This is a genomic window from Lysinibacillus macroides (assembly GCF_001281525.1).
Classification (GTDB): domain Bacteria; phylum Bacillota; class Bacilli; order Bacillales_A; family Planococcaceae; genus Lysinibacillus; species Lysinibacillus macroides.
On record NZ_LGCI01000005.1, the window covers coordinates 258,435 to 277,813 of the forward strand.

Genomic DNA, 19,379 nt, shown 5'->3' on the forward strand with positions numbered 1-19,379 from the left:
TTTTGTCAAATGGAATATTCCTACCCATTTTCAACTGATTGGTCTACAACGGAGATTGTAGATGTTGTGCAATTTTTTGAGGGAATTGAGCAAGCTTATGAAAAGGGCATTAAGCGTGAGATAATGCTTGCTAAGTATCGTCGCTTTAAAGAAATTGTGCCTTCACAAGCTGAGGAAAAATCAATTTTCCGTGAATTTGAAGAGGCGAGTGGCTATACTAGCTATCCCGTTATTAAACAAACAAAAGAGGCTGAGGATGGTTCGCTGATCAAAGCTGTTCCTAAGTATGGTCGATAAAAAATGGATGTGAGAATTTTCTCGCATCCATTTTTGTGTGTAAAAAAACAAGATGTTGTCTACACTACATGTATAAAAGCTCCTGTTATTTTCCTACAATGACGTTATAAACAGGCAGTAGGTGTTTAAAGGTTTCTTCGATAACTTGAGCTAGTTCACCTGCAGAAAGCTTAATGGCGTCATCCTTTGGAATATGTCGGCCTACTAAAAATTCGCCTTTTTTAACATCACGCAGGCGTACTAGCAGCGCATCAAGCTTGTCTTCTTTGGCTTCTTGGAGAGACATGGCTTCTGGAGACATATGATCACCTGACACAATAAAATCATCAGGAAGCTGTTCCAGCAATGTTTTATGAGCAAGAAGACGTTCAGCTATTATATTTTTTTGCGGTGCCTCATAAATAATCGCTAAGACGATGAATAAATGTGTGTGCCATAGACCAATCTGAAAGTGAGGCAATGATTTATAACCTCGTTTATAGGGAGCAAAGGCAACCCAGCTATCTTTTGGAGGATTAACAGTTCTACGAGCATGCTTGGCAACATGAGGGAAAAATTCTTCACCTAACTGACTAGAGAAATAAGCAGAAAAATTTTCACCAAGCTGATGAAATTTTGGACGTACATTCGTATTTAAAGCATCCATTCTTTGTTCTAATCCATTTATTGTAAAAACATGGAAGTCTTTAGTGGTCCATTTTATTTTTGACAATTTTATTTGCTCCTTTCGTTTTATCATGTTTATTTTACGATAAATTTGGGAAAAAATCTTATAACAAGAACTTTATCGAATGTAAAAAGTTTTTGTACAAAAATTAAAAAAAGGAAGTGGTTTTAATGAAACCAGTCGTGAAAATTATACGTAAAGTTGACATTGAAAAGCAATATGAACACATTTTACAATTAGAATTAGATTACGAATTAGCTTCCCTATTTGCAGCAATGAATGACAACAATGAAATTGAAATTGAAAAAAGTAAAAAACGTCTGGCAGAAATTCAGATGGAACTGGAAAGTTTGCACGCCTATGCGTAATCACAATCTCATACCCATTTAAAAATCACTTGCTGAATATTCCGACAGCAGGTGATTTTTAGTGTGACAAAGAGTAAAATAGGTATTACAACATAATGAAAGTATGTATATGTCATCAAGAATTTAGCTGTTAAGTAATGGGGAAAGGTTTAAATAACGAAAGTAAAGGGCCTTTTCTTATAATTCGAAGGGTGGGTTTTTAATGGATTTGCAACAAATGGATGAATTTGCGAAAAAGATTATTTTTGAAGCAGGAAGCCGTATTCGACAGGCCTTTTCCTATAATCTTGTGATTGAAACAAAATCAGGTGCCAATGATCTGGTGACAAATATTGATCGAGAAACTGAGTTATTTTTTATTGAACAAATTAAAGCCTTTGATCCAACGCATAAAATTTTAGGGGAAGAAGGAATGGGTGAAAAAGTCGAAACATTGGATGGTGTTGTTTGGATTATCGACCCCATTGACGGCACGATGAATTTTGTCAAGCAGCACCGTCATTTTATGATATCTATTGGTATTTTTGTGAATGGTGTAGGTAAGCTTGGTTACATATTTGATGTCATGCGCGAGGATTTATTTTATGGTATTGCAGGCCAAGGCGCATGGTATAATGATTCCCCATTGCGTAAATTGCAAGCTATTACAATGGAGGAAGCGGTTATTGGTATTAATTCACATTGGGTAGCACCCAATCGACATATTCATCATGAGAAAGTGATTGACATGATTCGTAAAGTTCGTGGTACACGCTCTTATGGCTCAGCTGCAATGGAAATCGCCTTTGTTGTTAGTGGCAAATTGGATGCCTATGTTTCCATGCGACTAGCACCGTGGGATATTGCTGGAGGGATAATCATTGCTCAGGAAGTTGGCGCCATTGCCACAAACTTACATGGAGGAGGCTTTGATTTCCTACATCAGGATACATTTATTATAGCCAATCCTGCCATTCATCGAGAGTTATTAGAAAAATACATTGTACCCTATGAATAGCATAAGGTAGTACAAACCATCATGTTGGCTTGTACTACTTTTTTATTTGGGTAAGAAGAGGCTAATGTGTAATTAATTCTCCATTGTCACAGCCAAATTAATAGAAAACCCGAACGATGACGAATTCTTTATAAAAGTTTCGTACGAATGTTCGGGTTTTTGGATGGTTGTTATCTTTTTATTTACAGCAATCCTTGTGCACGTAGTTTGCGTTTCATTTTAAAGGCTGTCATAAAAATGACACATGTAGCGACAATACCTGCGATGATACCAAGGACACTGCTAGCTGCGATTGAATACCCGATAGAGCACATCGCTAAAATAGCCGCCAATGCATAAATGGCCATGACGATTTTTGCACGATTCATAGTCGAGCCTCCTATATAAAAAATTTGTCGATTAAATATATTTTTTAGAATGATGGAAATTCTAATAAGGACATTTCTATCCTTCTTGTGCTATAATATCACAGTTAAACATTCGAAAAAAGAATATGGAGTGGAATAATGACAAACTTACGTCAAGATCTTCGCAATATCGCAATTATCGCCCACGTTGACCATGGTAAAACTACTTTAGTCGACCAATTATTAAAACAATCAGGTACATTCCGTTCAAACGAACATGTTGAAGAACGTGCAATGGACTCTAATGATATTGAACGCGAACGTGGTATTACAATTTTAGCAAAAAATACTGCAGTAAACTATAACGGAACTCGTATTAACATCCTTGATACGCCTGGACACGCCGACTTCGGTGGTGAGGTAGAACGTATTTTAAAAATGGTAGATGGCGTTTTACTAGTTGTCGATGCGTATGAGGGTTGTATGCCGCAAACACGCTTTGTACTGAAAAAAGCGTTAGAGCAAAAGTTAACACCGATTGTAGTAGTAAACAAAGTTGATAAAGACTCAGCTCGTCCATTAGAAGTTGTGGATGAAGTATTGGAATTATTCATCGAGCTAGGTGCTGATGACGATCAATTAGATTTCCCTGTTGTCTATGCATCAGGTGTAAACGGTACTGCTTCTCTTGATGCTGATCCAGCAAAACAAGAAGAAAATATGCAATGTCTATTTGAAAAAGTAATTGAAGCAATCCCTGCACCAGTAGATAATTCAGCAGATCCATTACAATTCCAAGTAGCATTACTTGACTATAATGATTATGTTGGTCGTATTGGAATTGGACGCGTATTCCGTGGGACAATTGAAGTAGGACAACAAGTAGCTTTAATGAAACTAGATGGCACAGTGAAGCAATTCCGTGTGACAAAATTATTTGGCTTCTTCGGCTTAAAGCGTGAAGAAATTCAATCAGCAAAAGCTGGTGATTTAATTGCTGTCTCAGGTATGGAGGACATCAATGTTGGTGAAACGGTATGTCCTGTTGAACATCAAGAAGCTTTAACACCATTACGTATAGACGAGCCAACATTACAAATGACTTTCTTAGTAAATAATTCACCGTTTGCAGGTCGTGAAGGGAAATGGGTAACTGCTCGTAAAGTAGAAGAGCGTTTACGTTCACAACTTCAAACGGACGTATCTCTACGTGTAGAAGATACAGATTCACCAGATGCATGGACGGTTTCTGGACGTGGTGAGCTACATTTATCAATTCTTATTGAAAATATGCGCCGTGAGGGCTTTGAGCTACAAGTATCAAAACCTCAAGTGATCATTCGTGAAATTGATGGTGTAAAATGTGAACCATTTGAACGTGTACAAATTGATGTTCCTGAAGAAAATGTAGGTTCTGTTATTGAATCGATTGGTACGCGTAAAGGTGAAATGTTGGATATGGTGAACAACGGCAATGGCCAAGTACGTTTAACATTCCTTGTTCCTGCCCGTGGTTTAATTGGTTATACAACTGAGTTTATGTCTATGACAAAAGGATTTGGGATTATTAATCATACCTTTGATTGTTACCAACCATATATTTCAGGACGTATTGGTGGACGTCATCAAGGTGTGCTAGTATCAATGGAAACAGGTAAATCGACAACTTATGGTATGATGCAAGTAGAGGACCGTGGTACACTATTTGTAGAGCCAGGTACTGAAATTTATGAGGGTATGATTGTTGGAGAAAATACACGTGACAATGATATCACTGTTAATATTACAAAAATGAAGCAAAAAACGAATGTTCGTTCTGCGACAAAAGATGCAACAAACGTTATTAAAAAGCCACGTTTATTAACATTAGAGGAAGCGCTAGAATTCTTAAATGATGATGAGTATTTAGAAATCACGCCGGAAACGATTCGTCTGCGCAAGCAAATTCTCGATAAAAATGAACGTGAAAGAATAGCGAAAAAATTAAAAAACGCTGAACAGTAATCTTTTGCTTCCATGAAAGGAAGAGGAATCTTGAGTCTAAAGTCCGCTTTACTGGGTGAACTAAATGTTATTCAAGTTGCTACACAGATAAATACAACAGAAACAGAAGAAGCCTATAAAAAAATGGCTGGAGTTACACGCTTTTTATATCAAAATATGCCTAGCTATGAAATCGCTGGCTATGTTTTATTTTTCCTTGTGTTTATCCTGTCGGCAATTGTCTATAAACTAGGCTTTGCAAAGAAACTAAAACGATCACAAAATATGATTATTTATATTTTCCTATTTGTAGGTTGTATTATGTTAACATTCTTTGCTTTATATCTTCCGATGGTTGAAGGGCTTATTGTAGCAGCCTTAATTTTAATTATCTATAAAACACGATTATGGCGTGAAAAAAGAGAAGAACAACAAGCTACAAATCAATAGGTTTTTACAAGCAGTCTTAGCGTTATCATGCTAAGGCTGCTTTTTTGTAGAAGTCGATAGGAACCGAAATCTTCTAATGTGAATAGATTAATGCTGATAGACTAATTTTGATCACATCAAGGAGGAAAGGGAATGCGTTGGCTTACAAAAGGTTTATGGTTCAGTGTCATTGCTTTGTTACTCCTTTCTTTGACAGCGTGTAATAAAGCAGAGCTTGAAAAAGTCAAAGTAGGGGAAGTAACTCGTTCGATTTTCTATGCACCGCAATATGTAGCACTTGAGAAAGGATTCTTTGAGGAGGAGGGGCTTGCGGTTGAACTGCAAACCATTGCAGGTGGCGATAAAACAATGACGGCTTTACTGTCAGATGGTATTGATATTGCTTTAGTTGGGTCAGAAACATCCATTTATGTCACATTGCAAGGAGCCAATGATCCGATTCAAAATTTTGCGCAGTTAACACAAACAGACGGTACATTTTTAGTAGCAAGAGAGAAGACGGATAGTTTTACATGGGATCAGTTGAAAGGCTCTACATTTTTAGGGCAACGTAAAGGTGGAATGCCGCAAATGGCTGGAGAATTTGTGTTAAAAAAACACGGCATTGACCCTGTTAATGATCTAACACTGATTCAAAATATTGATTTTGCCAATATTGCTACAGCCTTTGCTTCAGGTACTGGCGACTATGTTCAATTATTTGAGCCAACTGCAAGTGTCTTTGAAAAAGAGGGCAAGGGCTATATTGTAGCATCCTTTGGTACAGAATCTGGCACACTACCTTACACATCCTTTATGGCAAAAAGTAGTTATTTAAAGGATGATGCTCACACTGTGCAGGCTTTTACCAATGCCTTAAAACGTGCTCAAGATTTTGTGCAAAATGAAAGTGTCGCAGACGTGGCAAAAGTTATCCAGCCATATTTTGAAAATGTAGATCTCGAAATTATTAAAACAGTTGTAGAGCGTTATAAAGCACAGGGCTCGTATGCGACAGACCCTATCCTTGATAAAGGAGAGTGGGATCACTTGCAAACAATTATGGAGGAAGCAGGTGAACTTCCTCAACGGGTGGAGTATGAACAGCTTGTCAATGCATCCTTTGCGAAAAAGGCTGTTGAGTAATATGACATTTTTGCAGTTGGAAAACATTCACCATAGTTATTTTTCAAACACACAGGCAAAGGAAGTATTACGTGCTATTAGTTTAGCTATTCGGGAGGGTGAATTTGTCTCATTTATTGGACCAAGTGGCTGTGGAAAAACAACATTATTATCTATTATTGCAGGATTATTCCCAGCGACAGAGGGCAAGGTTTATATAGATGGAGAGGAGCTTGCAACACTTCATCAGCCTAGCATTGGCTATATGCTACAGCAAGACTATTTATTTCCTTGGAAGACCATTGAAGAAAACGTCACAATTGGCTTAAAAATGATGGAACGCAATACGAAAACCCATAAAGTCACAGCCAATGCACTTCTACAGGAAATAGGGCTACCCCATGTAGGAAGCAATTATCCACGCGAATTATCAGGGGGCATGAGGCAACGAGTAGCACTTGCTCGGACATTAGCCGTGAATCCTAAAATTTTATTATTAGATGAACCATTTTCAGCACTAGATTATCAATCAAAATTAAAGCTTGAGGATCTGGTTGTAGAAACATTAAAAGCCTATAAAAAGACAGCGGTCCTTGTCACCCATGATATTGGTGAAGCTATTGCGATGAGTGAGCGTGTATTTCTTTTTTCCGCAAACCCTGGTACATTGCATAAAGTATTTGAAATTCCGCAAGCCCTGCAAGAGCTCTCACCCTTTGAGGTTAGACAGCATCCTACTTATGCAGAAGTATTCCAAACAATTTGGAAGGAGCTGGAGAGCCTTGGATAATACATTATTTAAACAATACCAGCAAATGCTCAAAAAAGAAAAGCGTTTTGTACGGCTATATCAGCTTATTATTTTATTGATTTTCTTTGGAGGATGGGAACTTCTTTCGAGGTTTGAGTGGATTGATCGCTTAATTTTTAGCTCACCAACGCATGTATGGCAGACCTTTATTGAAAAGGTCAGTGATGGGACGTTAACCTTGCATGTTGGTGTGACACTTATGGAGACGGTTATTGGCTTTATTGCTGGGACTTTATTAGGGACATTCATCGCCATTGTGTTATGGTGGTCTCCGTTGCTATCAAAGGTGCTTGACCCTTATTTAGTCATTTTAAATGCAATGCCTAAAGTGGCGCTTGGACCTATTTTAATTGTAGCACTGGGTCCAGGGTATTTTTCGATTATTGCCATGGGTGCGTTGATTTCTATTATTATTACAACGATAGTGGTGTATACAGCGTTTAAAGGGGTCGATCCCAATTATAGTAAGGTGATGCAAACCTTTGGTGCAACGAGATGGCAAATCTTTCGAGAGGTCATTTTGCCAGCATCATTCCCTACGATTATTTCAACCTTAAAAGTGAATGTTGGTTTATCGTGGGTGGGCGTTATTGTGGGGGAATTTTTAGTTGCCTCCAAAGGGCTTGGTTATTTAATTATTTATGGCTTCCAAGTGTTTAATTTCAACCTTGTGCTGATGTCCTTATTAATCATCGCATTTTTTGCAACAATTATGTATCAGGTTGTGGAGCTAGTCGAAAAGGTGATTATTAAAAATAATGGCTAACGGGAAAAAGAGGTGTCTCCAAGTTGGAGGGCACTGAAAAACTTACATTTTTTACGATGAATTAGTTTTTCAAACAAAAATAAGGCACCTTCCATTCGTTTTTGAATGGGAGGTGCCTTATTTCTTTCTTTTTTCCTACTCTTTTTCACTCAGTAGTTTGAGTATCCGTTTCAGATTGACCGCAAAGATCGTCGTGGCTCCTTGAATTTCCATGCCAAATAAACCCGCCGATTTTGCTGTTTTAAAGCCGTGTGGGTTCTTTAATTCACTATTTTTCGCTTCGATTTTATAGCGTTTGCTGGCAAGTGCTTTGAATTCGGCTGTTTCCTGGAATGCTGCTTGTTCTTGATGTGTATTGGATTGAATCGTTACACTATACGTTTTACTTTTCGCCCCTTCCTTATAACAGCCCTCTCGCATCGGGCAAACTTTACATTTTTCAATATCAAAATGAAACGTTAAACTTTGATTCAGGGTTTTCCTGCCCGTACGTCTTTTGTGAGTTGCCATGTGCCCCGCTGGACAAACAAACATACCCGCATCCTTGTTATAATCAAATTCAATTTTCCGTTGTCCGCTGCCATTTGTGATTACTGGATTTAACTTTGAAATTAACTGAAACTGCTCCGATTTTGCATACACTAAATTCTCTTTCCAGGAATAGGCGGCATCACCAATCACCGTGTCAATTTCCATGCCGGCAGTTCTACTTTTCTCTACCAACTCTTGTAAATAGTGCCCATCACTTTTTTCACCCGTTGTCACAACCGCTGCTGTAATAATCCGTTCATCACTCATCGCAATATGCGTTTTAAAACCAAAGAAAGAAGAATCTGCTGACTTATGGCCAACACGTGCATCCGCATCATTTGAATAGCTTAAATGATTCTCATAATCATCTATCACTTCTTTTAAAACATTTAATTTTTCTTTCACAGCCGGGATTTGTGCAACCTTTGATTGTGTTTCGACTGCTTCAACTACTTGACGACAGTAATTTAATTCTTCTGTGACTTCATTTGACGCAGGCTTCTCAGGGAATTTTCCGACCATGTTTTCGTCTAGTTGATACACGGCTTTCCGTACATTTTTGGATTTTTCCTGTAAAAATTCTTTGGGCGTTTTCTGGTTATATCGCGCTTTTGTATGGGTAGCGTCGACAATCACCATTTTACTAAGGAGTAGTCCTTTCTCTAAAGCAATTTCAACAGTTTTCTGAATCAGTAAATCTAATAAATTCATATCTTGAAGACGGAGTCGACGGAATTTTGTCAGGGAACTGGGGTCGATCACTTCCTCTTCTGGTGCCATATCTAAAAAATATTTAAAGGACATATCGAATTTTGAACGTTCGATAAGGTCGGCATCCGACAGGTCATGAATCGCTTTTAACAGTAAATATTTAAACATGCGAATCGGTGGAATCGCGTTACGGCCATTAACTAAACAGTATTTCGATTTTAGTTCGTCTAGAATAAATGAGAAATCCACAAGTTCATTGATTTGGCGAAGCATATTGTCCTTTGGAATAATTAAATCGTACAACGCCATGTACGGGCTTAAATTGAATGTTTCCTGTTTAGAAATCATGGTCGCACCACCTTTTATTAGTCCTTTAATTATACAGGAAATTTGTGAGATTATACGAGAAGAAAACCCTTCTAGTGATGAAAGTGGTCCCAGTTGATTGGAATGGAGGCGGCGACTTCTGCGGGAACAGCACGAGCGGAAGCACCCGGACTGAGCAAAGCGAGGGAGAAGGATGGAGCCGTGCCCGCGAAACGCGTCCGCCGCAATGGAAATCAACGGCATCGAAAGAAAAAGAGAGTACAGGAACGAATATTCGTTCCTGTACTCTCTCACTTGTGCCTGAGGGACTTTTTCAGTGCCCTCTCCAAGTTGAGCACCTCTTTTTTCTGTTAAAATTCCTTGTCCATTTGTGGCGATGTACGGTAAAAACGAAAATTGCCTGTTTCGATTCGTGCTATTGTATTATCTTTAATACGATCATGACAGGTATCGCACATATAAGTATGAATAGGACGATTGCGTAATTTTTTGGCTAAAGGTAAATTATCATCTAAATGATGAATGGCATCGCAAATAACGCACTTTACGCGCATGGCATTCCCTCCTATTCAGCACGAATGGCTGCTACCTTTTTAATAGGATTGTCAAGATTGGAGCCGTCTTTAAATAATACATGAACGGGACCATCTTCTAATAACGGCTTACCATCTTGGCTATATTTTAAAATGAGCGTATAAGCCTCTTCAATCGTAAATGGATATTCCTGACCATCCCCACATTCAACGATAACTTTTGTCGCTTCAGACGTAAGCTCTGCATTATTTAAGAAATGGCTTAATTCGATTCCAAATGTCCCTGTTTCCATGCCTTTACGATCAAATTTACGCTCTGATTTTAATGTAGGTGGAAAAGTTGCCCCTTCCATAATTTCACGTGACCAGTGCGCTCCTACCTCACGCATATATTTGATATCAGCATCTTCCTCAACATCTTGAGTAGTGAAGTAGGTGTTTAAATCTAATTTACGATCATCGAAAATCCACACAGTAGGATCTAATGTTAGTTGGTATGTGACTGCACCTGTGATAGGAATTATTGTTTCCATAATAGAAATCCTCCTCAAATCTTGTATATCCATGACTTAGTATAACGCTAATGCCTGGAGATAATAAAGAAATATAATTCGAATTCTCTATTTTCCAATGAAGACACTTGCATTTTTAACGACTAAAAGATAAACTTTATTAAGATAGAATCGAAGAAATATCAGATAATGGGGGCGTCCTCATGGATACGAAATCACAAACTTCTTTTCAAGAGAAGGCTTTGGAGCTTTTAGTTGCTGATGCAGATAAAATCGCTCGCCTTATTCGAGTACAAATGGATCATTTAACGATGCCACAATGCCCTCTATATGAGGAAGTATTAGATACACAAATGTTTGGTCTGTCACGTGAAATTGACTTTGCTGTAAAGCTTGGCTTAATTGAACGCGAAAAAGGCAAAGAAATTCTCGATTCACTCGAGAAGGAGCTTTCTGTACTACACGATGCGTATACAGACAAATAAAATGAAAAACTCAAACGCTTTTTTGCGCTTTGAGTTTTTTTACTAGAACGAGGTTTTCGAATGAGACAATATTTAAAACGTTATGCACAAAATTTTGATTATCCCTTATTTTTTACGTTCCTATTGTTAAGTTTATTTGGTTTAATTATGATTTATAGCTCAAGTATGATGATAGCTATTGTGCGTGAAGAACAAGCGCCAGATTACTTTTATCGAAAGCAAGTCACAAATTTAACAGTGGCATTTTTGGGATTTTTAGTAACCGCCTTTTTCCCTTATAAGCATTATGCTAATAAAACTGTGATGTTGCTGCTAACTATTGTTGTAGCTATATTATTTACATGGGTAAAGGTAGCAGGAAATGGTGCAGATCAAGTAGGGTCTCAAAGTTGGATCACCGTTCCAGGTTTTGGGAATTTTCAGCCCTCTGAATATGCAAAACTATTTATTATTTTATATTTTGCCGCTGCTTTTTATCGGAAAGCACAAAAATATACCTTTGAAAAGCTACAGCCAAGGGAGATTTTTTATCCTATTTTCCTCTGGATTTTAGTGGTTGCTGGTGTAGCTTTTGAAACAGACGTAGGGGCGATGATTATTTTATGTGGAATTGCCGTGTCAGTCGTCGCTTCAAGTGGTATTCCCTTTAAAACATTTTGGAAGTTTTTTGGTGTATTAGGTGCATTTGGTACAGCAATTCTTGGTATACTATGGTTATTTAAGGGAGAATTGCTGACAGGAAATCGAAAAGGACGGATTTTGTCCTATTTGAATCCTTTTGAGTATGAGGAGACTAGTGGTCACCAAGTTGTTAATAGTTATTACGCGATTGGTGGAGGCGGCTTAGAGGGCAGAGGTCTTGGCCAATCCATTCAAAAGTTAGGATATTTACCTGAACCTCAGACAGATTTTATTATGGCTATTATTATGGAGGAACTGGGCATATGGGGTGTATTTATTGTCATACTTGGTCTAGGTTTTATTGTATATAAAGGATTTTCGATTGCATTGCGCACGAAAGATCCATTGGCACGCATGATTGCGGCTGGTATTGCAAGCTGGATTGGCTGGCAAACGTTTATTAATCTTGGGGGTGTAACTGGGTTAATCCCGTTAACCGGTGTAACGTTACCTTTTATTAGCTATGGCGGTACATCTATAATCATTCTATCTTTAGCAATGGGCATATTAATCAATGTTTCTATGTTTGAAAAGGTAGAAAGGAAAAAAGCACAATCATAAAGGAGGATACCTATGGAATCAATCAACAAAATTCTTGTAGCCAATCGAGGCGAAATTGCAATTCGCATTTTCCGTGCCTGTACGGAGTTAAATATTCGAACGGTTGCGATCTATTCAAGGGAAGACAGCGGGGCTTTTCATCGCTTTAAAGCGGATGAAGCCTATTTAGTAGGAGCTGGCAAGAAGCCAATCGATGCTTATTTAGACATTGAGGGCATTATTGCCATTGCTAAGGATGCAGGTGTTGATGCGATTCATCCAGGGTATGGTTTTTTATCAGAAAATGTAGAATTCGCGCGTCGCTGTGAAGAAGAGGGCATTATCTTTATTGGTCCAACTTCCCAACATTTAGATATGTTTGGCGATAAAGTCAAGGCACGTGAACAAGCGATTGCTGCAAGTATTCCAGTTATTCCTGGAACGGATGGCCCAGTTGCCAACTTAGCAGAGGTAGAGGATTTTGCCAGCACACACGGCTACCCAGTTATGATTAAGGCAGCACTAGGTGGCGGTGGTCGCGGGATGCGTCTTGTGCATACGCAAGAGGAGCTTGCATCTGCCTATGAACGTGCAAAATCAGAAGCAAAGGCTGCATTTGGCTCGGATGAGGTCTATGTGGAAAAGGCCATTATCAAGCCGAAGCATATTGAAGTGCAAATTATTGGTGACAAGCAGGGGAATCTTGTGCATTTATATGAGCGTGATTGCTCGATCCAGCGTCGTCATCAAAAAGTAGTAGAAATTGCGCCATCAAACTCTATTTCTGAGGAATTAAGACAGCGCATTTGTGGAGCAGCCGTGCAATTAATGAAGAATGTCTCGTACATAAATGCAGGGACAGTGGAATTTTTAGTCGCAGGCGATGATTTTTATTTCATCGAGGTCAATCCGCGTATTCAAGTAGAACATACGATTACAGAAATGATTACAGGCGTCGATATTGTTCATACCCAGATTAAGGTAGCAGCGGGTTATGCACTTCATGGTGAGGAAATTCATATGCCGCAGCAGGAAGATATACCGTTGATTGGTTATGCGATTCAGGCTCGTGTCACAACAGAGGACCCTGCTAATGACTTTATGCCAGATACAGGAAAGCTAATGGTATATCGTTCAAGCGGTGGTTTTGGCGTACGCTTAGATGCAGGAAACGGATTCCAAGGTGCTGTCGTTACACCCTACTATGATTCCTTGTTAGTGAAAATTTCTACATCAGGGATGACATTTAAAGAAGCAGCTGCGAAAATGGACCGTAATTTAAAGGAGTTCCGTATTCGTGGTGTGAAAACAAATATTCCATTTTTAAATAATGTAGTCACACATGAGCAATTTTTATCTGGGGCCTTTGATACAAGCTTTATTGATACAACACCAGAACTATTTGAGTTCCCAGTCAGAAAAGACCGTGGTACAAAGCTATTAAGTTATATCGGGAATGTTACCTTAAACGGCTTCCCGGGTGTTGAGAAGAAGTCTAAGCCTATTTTTGTTCAGCCAAGTGTACCACAGGTAGACACATTGATTGTGCCACCAGCAGGTACAAAGCAAATTTTAGATGCACAAGGGCCTGAGGGCTTAGTGAAATGGATTTTAGCGCAAGAAGATGTGCTCTTAACGGATACAACTTTCCGTGATGCCCATCAATCACTGCTGGCGACACGTGTGCGTTCACAGGATATGTTCCAGGTGGCTGATGCGACAGCACGTATGATGCACCAGCTATTTTCATTGGAAATGTGGGGCGGCGCAACATTTGATGTGGCATACCGTTTCTTAAAAGAAGATCCATGGGAGCGACTAGCAAAACTGCGCGAGCAAATTCCGAATGTGTTGTTCCAAATGCTTCTACGTGGCGCGAATGCGGTCGGTTATACCAACTACCCTGATAACCTTATTCGTGAATTTATTGCGGAATCGGCTTCGTCAGGTATTGATGTATTCCGTATTTTCGATAGCTTAAACTGGATAAAAGGCATGGAAGTAGCTATTGATGCGGCACGTCAATCAGGCAAAATTGCCGAAGCAGCCATTTGCTACACAGGTGATATTTTAGATGATTCACGTGCGAAATATTCAGTACAATACTATAAGGATATGGCGAAGGAATTAGAAGCAGCAGGGGCACATATTTTAGCGATTAAAGATATGGCTGGTTTACTAAAGCCAGAAGCAGCGTACCGTTTAATTTCTGAGTTAAAGGACACAACAAATTTACCAATCCATCTGCATACACATGATACAAGTGGCAATGGTATTTACTTATATGCAAAAGCGATTGAGGCAGGCGTCGATATTGTGGATACAGCATTAGGCGCAATGGCTGGTCTGACATCACAGCCAAGTGCAAATTCCTTATACTATGCCATGAAAGGCAGTCAGCGTGAAGTATGTGCGGATATTGATGCACTAGAAAAATTATCCTACTACTGGGAAGATGTACGTAAATATTACAAAGATTTTGAAAGTGGTATGATTAGTCCACATTCTGAAATCTATGTGCATGAGATGCCTGGTGGTCAATATAGTAACTTACAGCAGCAAGCAAAAGCAGTAGGACTTGGCGATCGTTGGGAAGAAGTGAAACACATGTATGCTCGTGTGAACCTGCTATTTGGTGATATTGTGAAAGTAACGCCTTCCTCCAAGGTAGTAGGCGATATGGCGCTCTTTATGGTACAAAATGATTTAGATGAACACACAGTGTTAACAAGAGGGCAAACAATCGACTTCCCAGATTCGGTGATTGAATTCTTCCAAGGCTATCTTGGACAACCACATGGTGGCTTCCCAGAGGCGCTTCAAAAGGTGGTACTAAAAGATCGTGAAGCAATTACAGTACGTCCTGGTGAGCTATTAGAACCAATACAGTTTGACCAATTAGAGGCAGCCCTAGAGGATAAATTAAATCGTCCTGTTACAAAGAAAGATGTCTTAGCCTATGCTCTTTATCCAAAAGTCTTTGAGGAGTATGCAAAAACGGCAGAATCCTTTGGCAATATTTCCGTTTTAGACACACCAACTTTCTTATACGGCTTAAAGCTAGGAGAAATTATTGAAGTCGAAATTGAAAAAGGGAAAACGTTAATTATCAAATTAGTGTCCATTGGTGAACCACAGCACGATGGTACACGTGTCCTATACTTTGAGCTCAATGGACAATCGCGTGAGCTAATTATTCAGGATATGACAGTAGAGGTGGATGGCAGTATCGCCCTAAAAGCGGACCCAAGCAATCCAAATCAAATTGGGGCAACAATGCCTGGAACAGTGCTAAAAGTTGTAGTATCGAAAGGTAGCCCTGTTAAACGTGGCGATCACCTTTTAATTACAGAGGCGATGAAAATGGAAACAACCGTCCAAGCACCAAAGGATGGCATCGTAAAAGAAGTGTATGTTGTTGCGGGTGATGCGATTTCTACAGGTGATCTATTGATTGAAATGGAATAATAAATACTTAAAAGGCTATTAGATGCAATGTAGCATCTAATAGCTTTTTTTACAGTAAGTATGGAAAAGTCGAGGATAAGAGGATGGACAGCACATTCAATGTGAAGGACACACAATCATGCAAGGAGCCATTTGTGAATATATGCTAAGCTTATGAGAGGGAGTAATGAAAGTACAGGGATTTGAAAATGCTTAAAAAGCTATTTAATTGGATGCTTATCCTTGGCTTAATTTTATTAGGCGGCCGCATGGTAACAGCAATTTGTTTCTATTTTAATCTTCCATTTACAACATTTTTTAAAGACTATGCCCTAGTATCCGTGATTATTTTAATTATTGGAATTATAGGATCAGAGGCAATAAAAAATCAGGAAAAAAGATAAAAGATTCGGCACAAGAGAGTGTGTCGAATCTTTTTCATGTGCTATTTCTTCTTTTCGTTATAGTTACTACGAGCGACTAGCATAATCATATAACATAGTAAACCAAATAAAAGAGAAATAAATAATGAGTGTAGTAAAGCAACTGTTAAGTTCAATCTAGTGAGGACTACTAACATACCAGCAACCACTTGTAACACAACGATCGTAAAGGCAATAATCCAGCCATAGTAAATTACACGTTGGTTTTTATATTCTTTTACAGCGTGCCACGTTATGTATGCAATCCAAATGAAAATAATAAGAACAGCTAGGCGATGCCCCATTTGCACCCATTCATACATATTATTTGGCAGTGCTAAAGGCGATTCATTATAGCAAAATGGCCAATCTGGGCAAATTAAGCTAGAATCTGTGTGTCTTACAAGCGCCCCTGTATAAACCACTAAATAAGAATAAATTGTGACAGCAATCGTGTGCCAACGTAATTTTTTCCCCATAAATACGTTATCAGCATCAAATTTCCGATCTACTTCAAATACAATCATAGAAAGCAGAAGAACAGCAGCAAAGGAAATAAGCGAAATTCCAAAGTGGAGTGCTAGGATAAAATCTCCTTGACCCCATAATACTTGAGCTGCTCCAATTAGAGCCTGGGCAATTAAGAAAAACATTGCTAAGAACCCTAATAGCTTTACTTCGCGAATATGTCCGAGTTTACGCCATGTCCAAACTGTTAATACAAGAATTGAAATAGATACGACTCCAGTTACAAGACGATGTGAAAATTCAATTAGAACTTCTGGTGTAATCTCCTTTGGAATAAGAGATCCATTACAATCAGGCCAGTTTCGACCACAGCCTAAGCCACTATCTGTTTTCGTAACGAGAGCTCCACCAAGCAAGATTAGGAGCATCCCAACTGTAGCGGCAACAGCAAACCACTTCAAAAACCTGTTGTGTTGCATAAAATGAGTCACCTACTTTATCTATCAACATTACAAGAGCGTAATGTTTCTGCTACTAGATGATATCGAAAATACGTTTAAAAAACAACTTGTAAAGAGAATGGACGATTAGATGTCGATTCCATTTCACAAATTGTTCATAATTTCGTGCTTTAACCTTCACAATTCATTTTAGAAAATGTTTTACTATAGATATGTTGTTTTTATTTATATTTCTAGGCAAAACTAATTTTTACAACTTCATCTAAATTTCACTTAATGTCTAGAAATCAATCGCAAATTTCGCTATAGTTATGATAGCGGAATATGCTTACAAAAATGAAAGGAGGGGTAATATGTCAAACGGTCGTACACTGACAGCTACTAGAAATACGGAGCCAGAAACAACATCCGTTGTAAAAGATTTTTTAGCACTAATAAAAATTGGCATCGTTAACTCGAATCTTGTCACAACATTTACAGGGATGTGGCTGGCATTTCAATTGACTAGTAGACACTTCTTGCAAGAGCTTGATGTCATATTCTACACCATGCTAGGTGCAGCGTTAATTATTGGTGGCTCAGGCGCAATGAATAACTTTATTGATCAGGATATTGACCCGATCATGAAGAGAACGAAGGCAAGACCGACAGTAACTGGCAGATTTAAACCCAATTTAGTATTGACCATTGCCCTCTCATTTTTAATTGTAGGTGAAATTTTGTTATTTGCGGCATCGTTTGCGGCCGGCATGTGGGGACTACTAGGAATATTTGCTTATGTCGTTCTGTATTCAATGTGGTCAAAGAGAAAGCATGTTAGTAACACGGTTGTAGGAAGTATTTCTGGGGCTATTCCTCCAATTATTGGATTTGCAGCAGTGGAGCCTACTTTAGGTCTGGGGGCACTTGCTTTATTTCTTATTATGTTTGCATGGCAGCCACCGCATTTCTATGCACTTGCTATGAAACGCACGGAGGAATATCGGGCAGCTAAAATACCAATGTTACCTGTTGTAAAAGGATTTAAGCGTACAAAGTATTCAATGCTGTTTTGGATTCTTTTATTATTCCCTTTACCGTTCCTATTACCAGAGCTTGGAACTGGCTTTTTAACTCTTGCTACTGCATTGAACTTGGGCTGGTTAATACTAGCTCTGAAAGGCTTTACCACAAAAGATGATATGAAATGGGCAAATAAAATGTTTATTTATTCGTTGAATCATATGACGATCCTATTTGTGTCTATCATCATATTTGCGGTGTTTAGCTAAATTTAGGAATTCTTTCTTTTCCTAAAGAATTCATATAGACAGAACTGATGTCCTAGGTACACATGAAAATACAACAAAGAAAGAGGGGTTTAATTAAGCTATGATGAAAGGGCTTAAAAAATGGCGTCTTTTTTCACTTCTAGCAGTGATGATGGTTTTCCTTTCAGGATGTGGTGAAGATTATCTATCTACACTGAAGCCAAGTGGAGAAGTAGGTCAACAGCAATTAAATCTATTACTGTTAACTACTGTCATTATGACACTAGTAGTAGTAGTAGTATCTGTGATCTATTTACTTGCATTCGTAAAATACCGTCGTGCACGTGTTGGTGAGAATGTTATTCCTAAGCAAGTAGAGGGTAGCCATACACTAGAAGTGATTTGGACAGTTATTCCAATTATTTTATTATTAATTATCGCTGTACCAGTTGTTACAACTACTTATAAATTTGCAGATGTTGCTGCAATGGATGAGGTAGATGAGGAAGGGAATAAAACAGCCCTAACAGTCAATGTAACAGCAAAGTTATATTGGTGGGAATTTGAATACCCTAACCAAGGTATCGTAACTGCTCAAGAGTTAGTGGTCCCAACAGGTGAAAAAGTTTACTTTAACTTAATTGCTGCTGATGTTAAGCACTCATTCTGGATTCCTGCTGTGGGCGGTAAAATGGATACAAACGTAGAAAACGTAAACAAATTCTACCTAGTATTTGATAAAGAATCTCAAGATTTAAAAGATGGCGTATTTTATGGGAAATGTGCTGAATTATGTGGACCTTCACATGCATTAATGGACTTTAAAGTAAAAACATTAAGCCCAGACGCATTTGATGCATGGGTTGATGCCATGAAAGCAACTGAAGGACAAACTGCTGACAAAGCTTCAACAGATCTTGGTGAAGCAACTTTTGCAAATAGCTGCTTAGGCTGTCATGCTATTTCAGGTTCAGGAGCAGGTGGCGCACCAGGTCCGAACTTAACAACATTCGGTGATCGTAACCGTGTTGCTGGTTTCTTAGAGCACAATGAAGAAAGCTTAAAAGCTTGGATTAAAAATCCTGGGGAATTCAAACCAGGTAACTTAATGATGAACGCTGAGGGCACTGCGCCTATTTACGGTGATTTATCCGATGAAGAAATAGAAGCTCTTGCAACTTATATCATGGGCTTATCAGTTGAAAAATAATTTTTTGTTTA

Annotated in this window: 20 protein-coding genes; 14 read left to right on the top strand and 6 right to left on the bottom strand. The window is 38.6% G+C overall.

The genetic code is table 11. From position 1 onward, the window contains the following. Positions 1–9: 9 nt before the first annotated feature. Positions 10–297 carry a UPF0223 family protein gene (locus ADM90_RS04095; RefSeq protein ID WP_053993782.1) on the top strand — a complete coding sequence of 96 codons (288 nt, stop codon included), beginning with the start codon at positions 10–12 and terminating at the stop codon, positions 295–297. Positions 298–382: 85 nt separating this feature from the next. Here the strand turns inward: ADM90_RS04095 and ADM90_RS04100 are convergent, their stop codons facing one another. Continuing rightward, positions 383–1,009, bottom strand: coding sequence for a YktB family protein (locus tag ADM90_RS04100; protein ID WP_053993783.1), 627 nt, complete (start codon positions 1,007–1,009; stop codon positions 383–385). Between the two features lie 125 nt (positions 1,010–1,134). On the opposite strand from ADM90_RS04100, the gene ADM90_RS04105 reads away from it, so the two are divergent. Both ADM90_RS04105 and ADM90_RS04110 read left to right on the top strand, forming a co-directional pair. Next, entirely contained in the window at positions 1,135–1,332 is a 198-nt protein-coding gene (locus tag ADM90_RS04105; protein ID WP_053993784.1) for a hypothetical protein, read from the top strand. 202 nt (positions 1,333–1,534) lie between these two features. After that, on the top strand, positions 1,535–2,329 hold the full coding sequence (locus ADM90_RS04110; protein WP_053993785.1) for an inositol monophosphatase family protein: 795 nt from the start codon (positions 1,535–1,537) through the stop codon (positions 2,327–2,329). A 182-nt stretch (positions 2,330–2,511) separates the two neighbouring features. Here ADM90_RS04110 and ADM90_RS04115 read toward each other — a convergent pair whose 3' ends face one another. Beyond that, positions 2,512–2,697: a DUF5325 family protein gene (locus ADM90_RS04115; protein WP_053993786.1), complete on the bottom strand. Its 186-nt coding sequence runs from the start codon at positions 2,695–2,697 to the stop codon at positions 2,512–2,514. Between the two features lie 138 nt (positions 2,698–2,835). Between ADM90_RS04115 and typA the strand changes: the two genes are divergently transcribed. The 5 genes from typA (at position 2,836) to ADM90_RS04140 (ending at position 7,790) form a co-directional block, all read left to right on the top strand. Then, the gene (gene typA / locus ADM90_RS04120) at positions 2,836–4,680 is read left to right on the top strand and encodes a translational GTPase TypA (protein WP_053993787.1); all 1,845 of its coding nucleotides are present in this window, start codon (positions 2,836–2,838) and stop codon (positions 4,678–4,680) included. Positions 4,681–4,710: 30 nt separating this feature from the next. Beyond that, positions 4,711–5,109 carry a YlaH-like family protein gene (locus ADM90_RS04125; RefSeq protein ID WP_083448449.1) on the top strand — a complete coding sequence of 133 codons (399 nt, stop codon included), beginning with the start codon at positions 4,711–4,713 and terminating at the stop codon, positions 5,107–5,109. 132 nt (positions 5,110–5,241) lie between these two features. Beyond that, complete coding sequence (locus ADM90_RS04130; RefSeq protein WP_053993789.1) at positions 5,242–6,234, top strand: ABC transporter substrate-binding protein; 993 nt, start codon at positions 5,242–5,244, stop codon at positions 6,232–6,234. 1 nt (position 6,235) lies between these two features. Further along, entirely contained in the window at positions 6,236–7,003 is a 768-nt protein-coding gene (locus ADM90_RS04135) for an ABC transporter ATP-binding protein (protein WP_053993790.1), read from the top strand. Then, complete coding sequence (locus ADM90_RS04140; protein WP_083448450.1) at positions 6,996–7,790, top strand: ABC transporter permease; 795 nt, start codon at positions 6,996–6,998, stop codon at positions 7,788–7,790. The genes ADM90_RS04135 and ADM90_RS04140 overlap by 8 nt, the downstream gene beginning before the upstream one ends. Before the next feature lie 135 nt (positions 7,791–7,925). Here the strand turns inward: ADM90_RS04140 and ADM90_RS04145 are convergent, their stop codons facing one another. The 3 genes from ADM90_RS04145 to ADM90_RS04160 form a co-directional block, all read right to left on the bottom strand. Beyond that, positions 7,926–9,380, bottom strand: a complete 1,455-nt coding sequence (locus ADM90_RS04145) for an IS1182 family transposase (protein ID WP_053993334.1) — start codon at positions 9,378–9,380, stop codon at positions 7,926–7,928. Positions 9,381–9,709: 329 nt separating this feature from the next. Continuing rightward, entirely contained in the window at positions 9,710–9,913 is a 204-nt protein-coding gene (locus tag ADM90_RS04155; protein ID WP_053993793.1) for a YlaI family protein, read from the bottom strand. 11 nt (positions 9,914–9,924) lie between these two features. After that, on the bottom strand, positions 9,925–10,425 hold the full coding sequence (locus ADM90_RS04160; protein ID WP_053993794.1) for a hypothetical protein: 501 nt from the start codon (positions 10,423–10,425) through the stop codon (positions 9,925–9,927). 182 nt (positions 10,426–10,607) lie between these two features. Here ADM90_RS04160 and ADM90_RS04165 point away from each other — a divergent pair, with 182 nt between their 5' ends. From ADM90_RS04165 to ADM90_RS04180, 4 genes are all read left to right on the top strand, one after another. After that, positions 10,608–10,889, top strand: coding sequence for a YlaN family protein (locus ADM90_RS04165; protein WP_004224778.1), 282 nt, complete (start codon positions 10,608–10,610; stop codon positions 10,887–10,889). A gap of 60 nt (positions 10,890–10,949) precedes the next feature. Then, a complete protein-coding gene (locus ADM90_RS04170) occupies positions 10,950–12,131 on the top strand; it encodes an FtsW/RodA/SpoVE family cell cycle protein (RefSeq protein ID WP_053993795.1) in 1,182 nt (393 codons plus the stop codon). Positions 12,132–12,143: 12 nt separating this feature from the next. Beyond that, a complete protein-coding gene (gene pyc, locus ADM90_RS04175) occupies positions 12,144–15,578 on the top strand; it encodes a pyruvate carboxylase (protein ID WP_053993796.1) in 3,435 nt (1,144 codons plus the stop codon). 188 nt (positions 15,579–15,766) lie between these two features. Further along, complete coding sequence (locus ADM90_RS04180) at positions 15,767–15,961, top strand: hypothetical protein (RefSeq protein ID WP_053993797.1); 195 nt, start codon at positions 15,767–15,769, stop codon at positions 15,959–15,961. A 41-nt stretch (positions 15,962–16,002) separates the two neighbouring features. On the opposite strand, the gene ADM90_RS04185 is transcribed toward ADM90_RS04180, so the two are convergent. Further along, complete coding sequence (locus ADM90_RS04185) at positions 16,003–16,926, bottom strand: COX15/CtaA family protein (protein ID WP_053993798.1); 924 nt, start codon at positions 16,924–16,926, stop codon at positions 16,003–16,005. Positions 16,927–17,261: 335 nt separating this feature from the next. Between ADM90_RS04185 and cyoE the strand changes: the two genes are divergently transcribed. Together cyoE and coxB are read left to right on the top strand one after the other, a co-directional pair. Then, positions 17,262–18,179, top strand: coding sequence for a heme o synthase (gene cyoE, locus ADM90_RS04190; protein WP_053993799.1), 918 nt, complete (start codon positions 17,262–17,264; stop codon positions 18,177–18,179). A gap of 100 nt (positions 18,180–18,279) precedes the next feature. Beyond that, positions 18,280–19,368 (top strand): cytochrome c oxidase subunit II, encoded by a 1,089-nt coding sequence (gene coxB, locus ADM90_RS04195; protein WP_053993800.1) that lies wholly within the window; start codon positions 18,280–18,282, stop codon positions 19,366–19,368. Positions 19,369–19,379: the final 11 nt, after the last annotated feature.

Bases quoted from the DNA above. Each gene is read 5' to 3' on its own strand.
- ADM90_RS04095 (WP_053993782.1), top strand. From the start codon at position 10: ATGGAATATTCCTACCCATTTTCAACTGATTGGTCTACAACGGAGATT.
- ADM90_RS04105 (WP_053993784.1), top strand. From the start codon at position 1,135: ATGAAACCAGTCGTGAAAATTATACGTAAAGTTGACATTGAAAAGCAA.
- ADM90_RS04110 (WP_053993785.1), top strand. From the start codon at position 1,535: ATGGATTTGCAACAAATGGATGAATTTGCGAAAAAGATTATTTTTGAA.
- ADM90_RS04115 (WP_053993786.1), bottom strand. From the start codon at position 2,697: ATGAATCGTGCAAAAATCGTCATGGCCATTTATGCATTGGCGGCTATT.
- typA (WP_053993787.1), top strand. From the start codon at position 2,836: ATGACAAACTTACGTCAAGATCTTCGCAATATCGCAATTATCGCCCAC.
- ADM90_RS04130 (WP_053993789.1), top strand. From the start codon at position 5,242: ATGCGTTGGCTTACAAAAGGTTTATGGTTCAGTGTCATTGCTTTGTTA.
- ADM90_RS04135 (WP_053993790.1), top strand. From the start codon at position 6,236: ATGACATTTTTGCAGTTGGAAAACATTCACCATAGTTATTTTTCAAAC.
- ADM90_RS04145 (WP_053993334.1), bottom strand. From the start codon at position 9,380: ATGATTTCTAAACAGGAAACATTCAATTTAAGCCCGTACATGGCGTTG.
- ADM90_RS04155 (WP_053993793.1), bottom strand. From the start codon at position 9,913: ATGCGCGTAAAGTGCGTTATTTGCGATGCCATTCATCATTTAGATGAT.
- ADM90_RS04160 (WP_053993794.1), bottom strand. From the start codon at position 10,425: ATGGAAACAATAATTCCTATCACAGGTGCAGTCACATACCAACTAACA.
- ADM90_RS04165 (WP_004224778.1), top strand. From the start codon at position 10,608: ATGGATACGAAATCACAAACTTCTTTTCAAGAGAAGGCTTTGGAGCTT.
- ADM90_RS04170 (WP_053993795.1), top strand. From the start codon at position 10,950: ATGAGACAATATTTAAAACGTTATGCACAAAATTTTGATTATCCCTTA.
- pyc (WP_053993796.1), top strand. From the start codon at position 12,144: ATGGAATCAATCAACAAAATTCTTGTAGCCAATCGAGGCGAAATTGCA.
- ADM90_RS04180 (WP_053993797.1), top strand. From the start codon at position 15,767: ATGCTTAAAAAGCTATTTAATTGGATGCTTATCCTTGGCTTAATTTTA.
- ADM90_RS04185 (WP_053993798.1), bottom strand. From the start codon at position 16,926: ATGCAACACAACAGGTTTTTGAAGTGGTTTGCTGTTGCCGCTACAGTT.
- cyoE (WP_053993799.1), top strand. From the start codon at position 17,262: ATGTCAAACGGTCGTACACTGACAGCTACTAGAAATACGGAGCCAGAA.
- coxB (WP_053993800.1), top strand. From the start codon at position 18,280: ATGATGAAAGGGCTTAAAAAATGGCGTCTTTTTTCACTTCTAGCAGTG.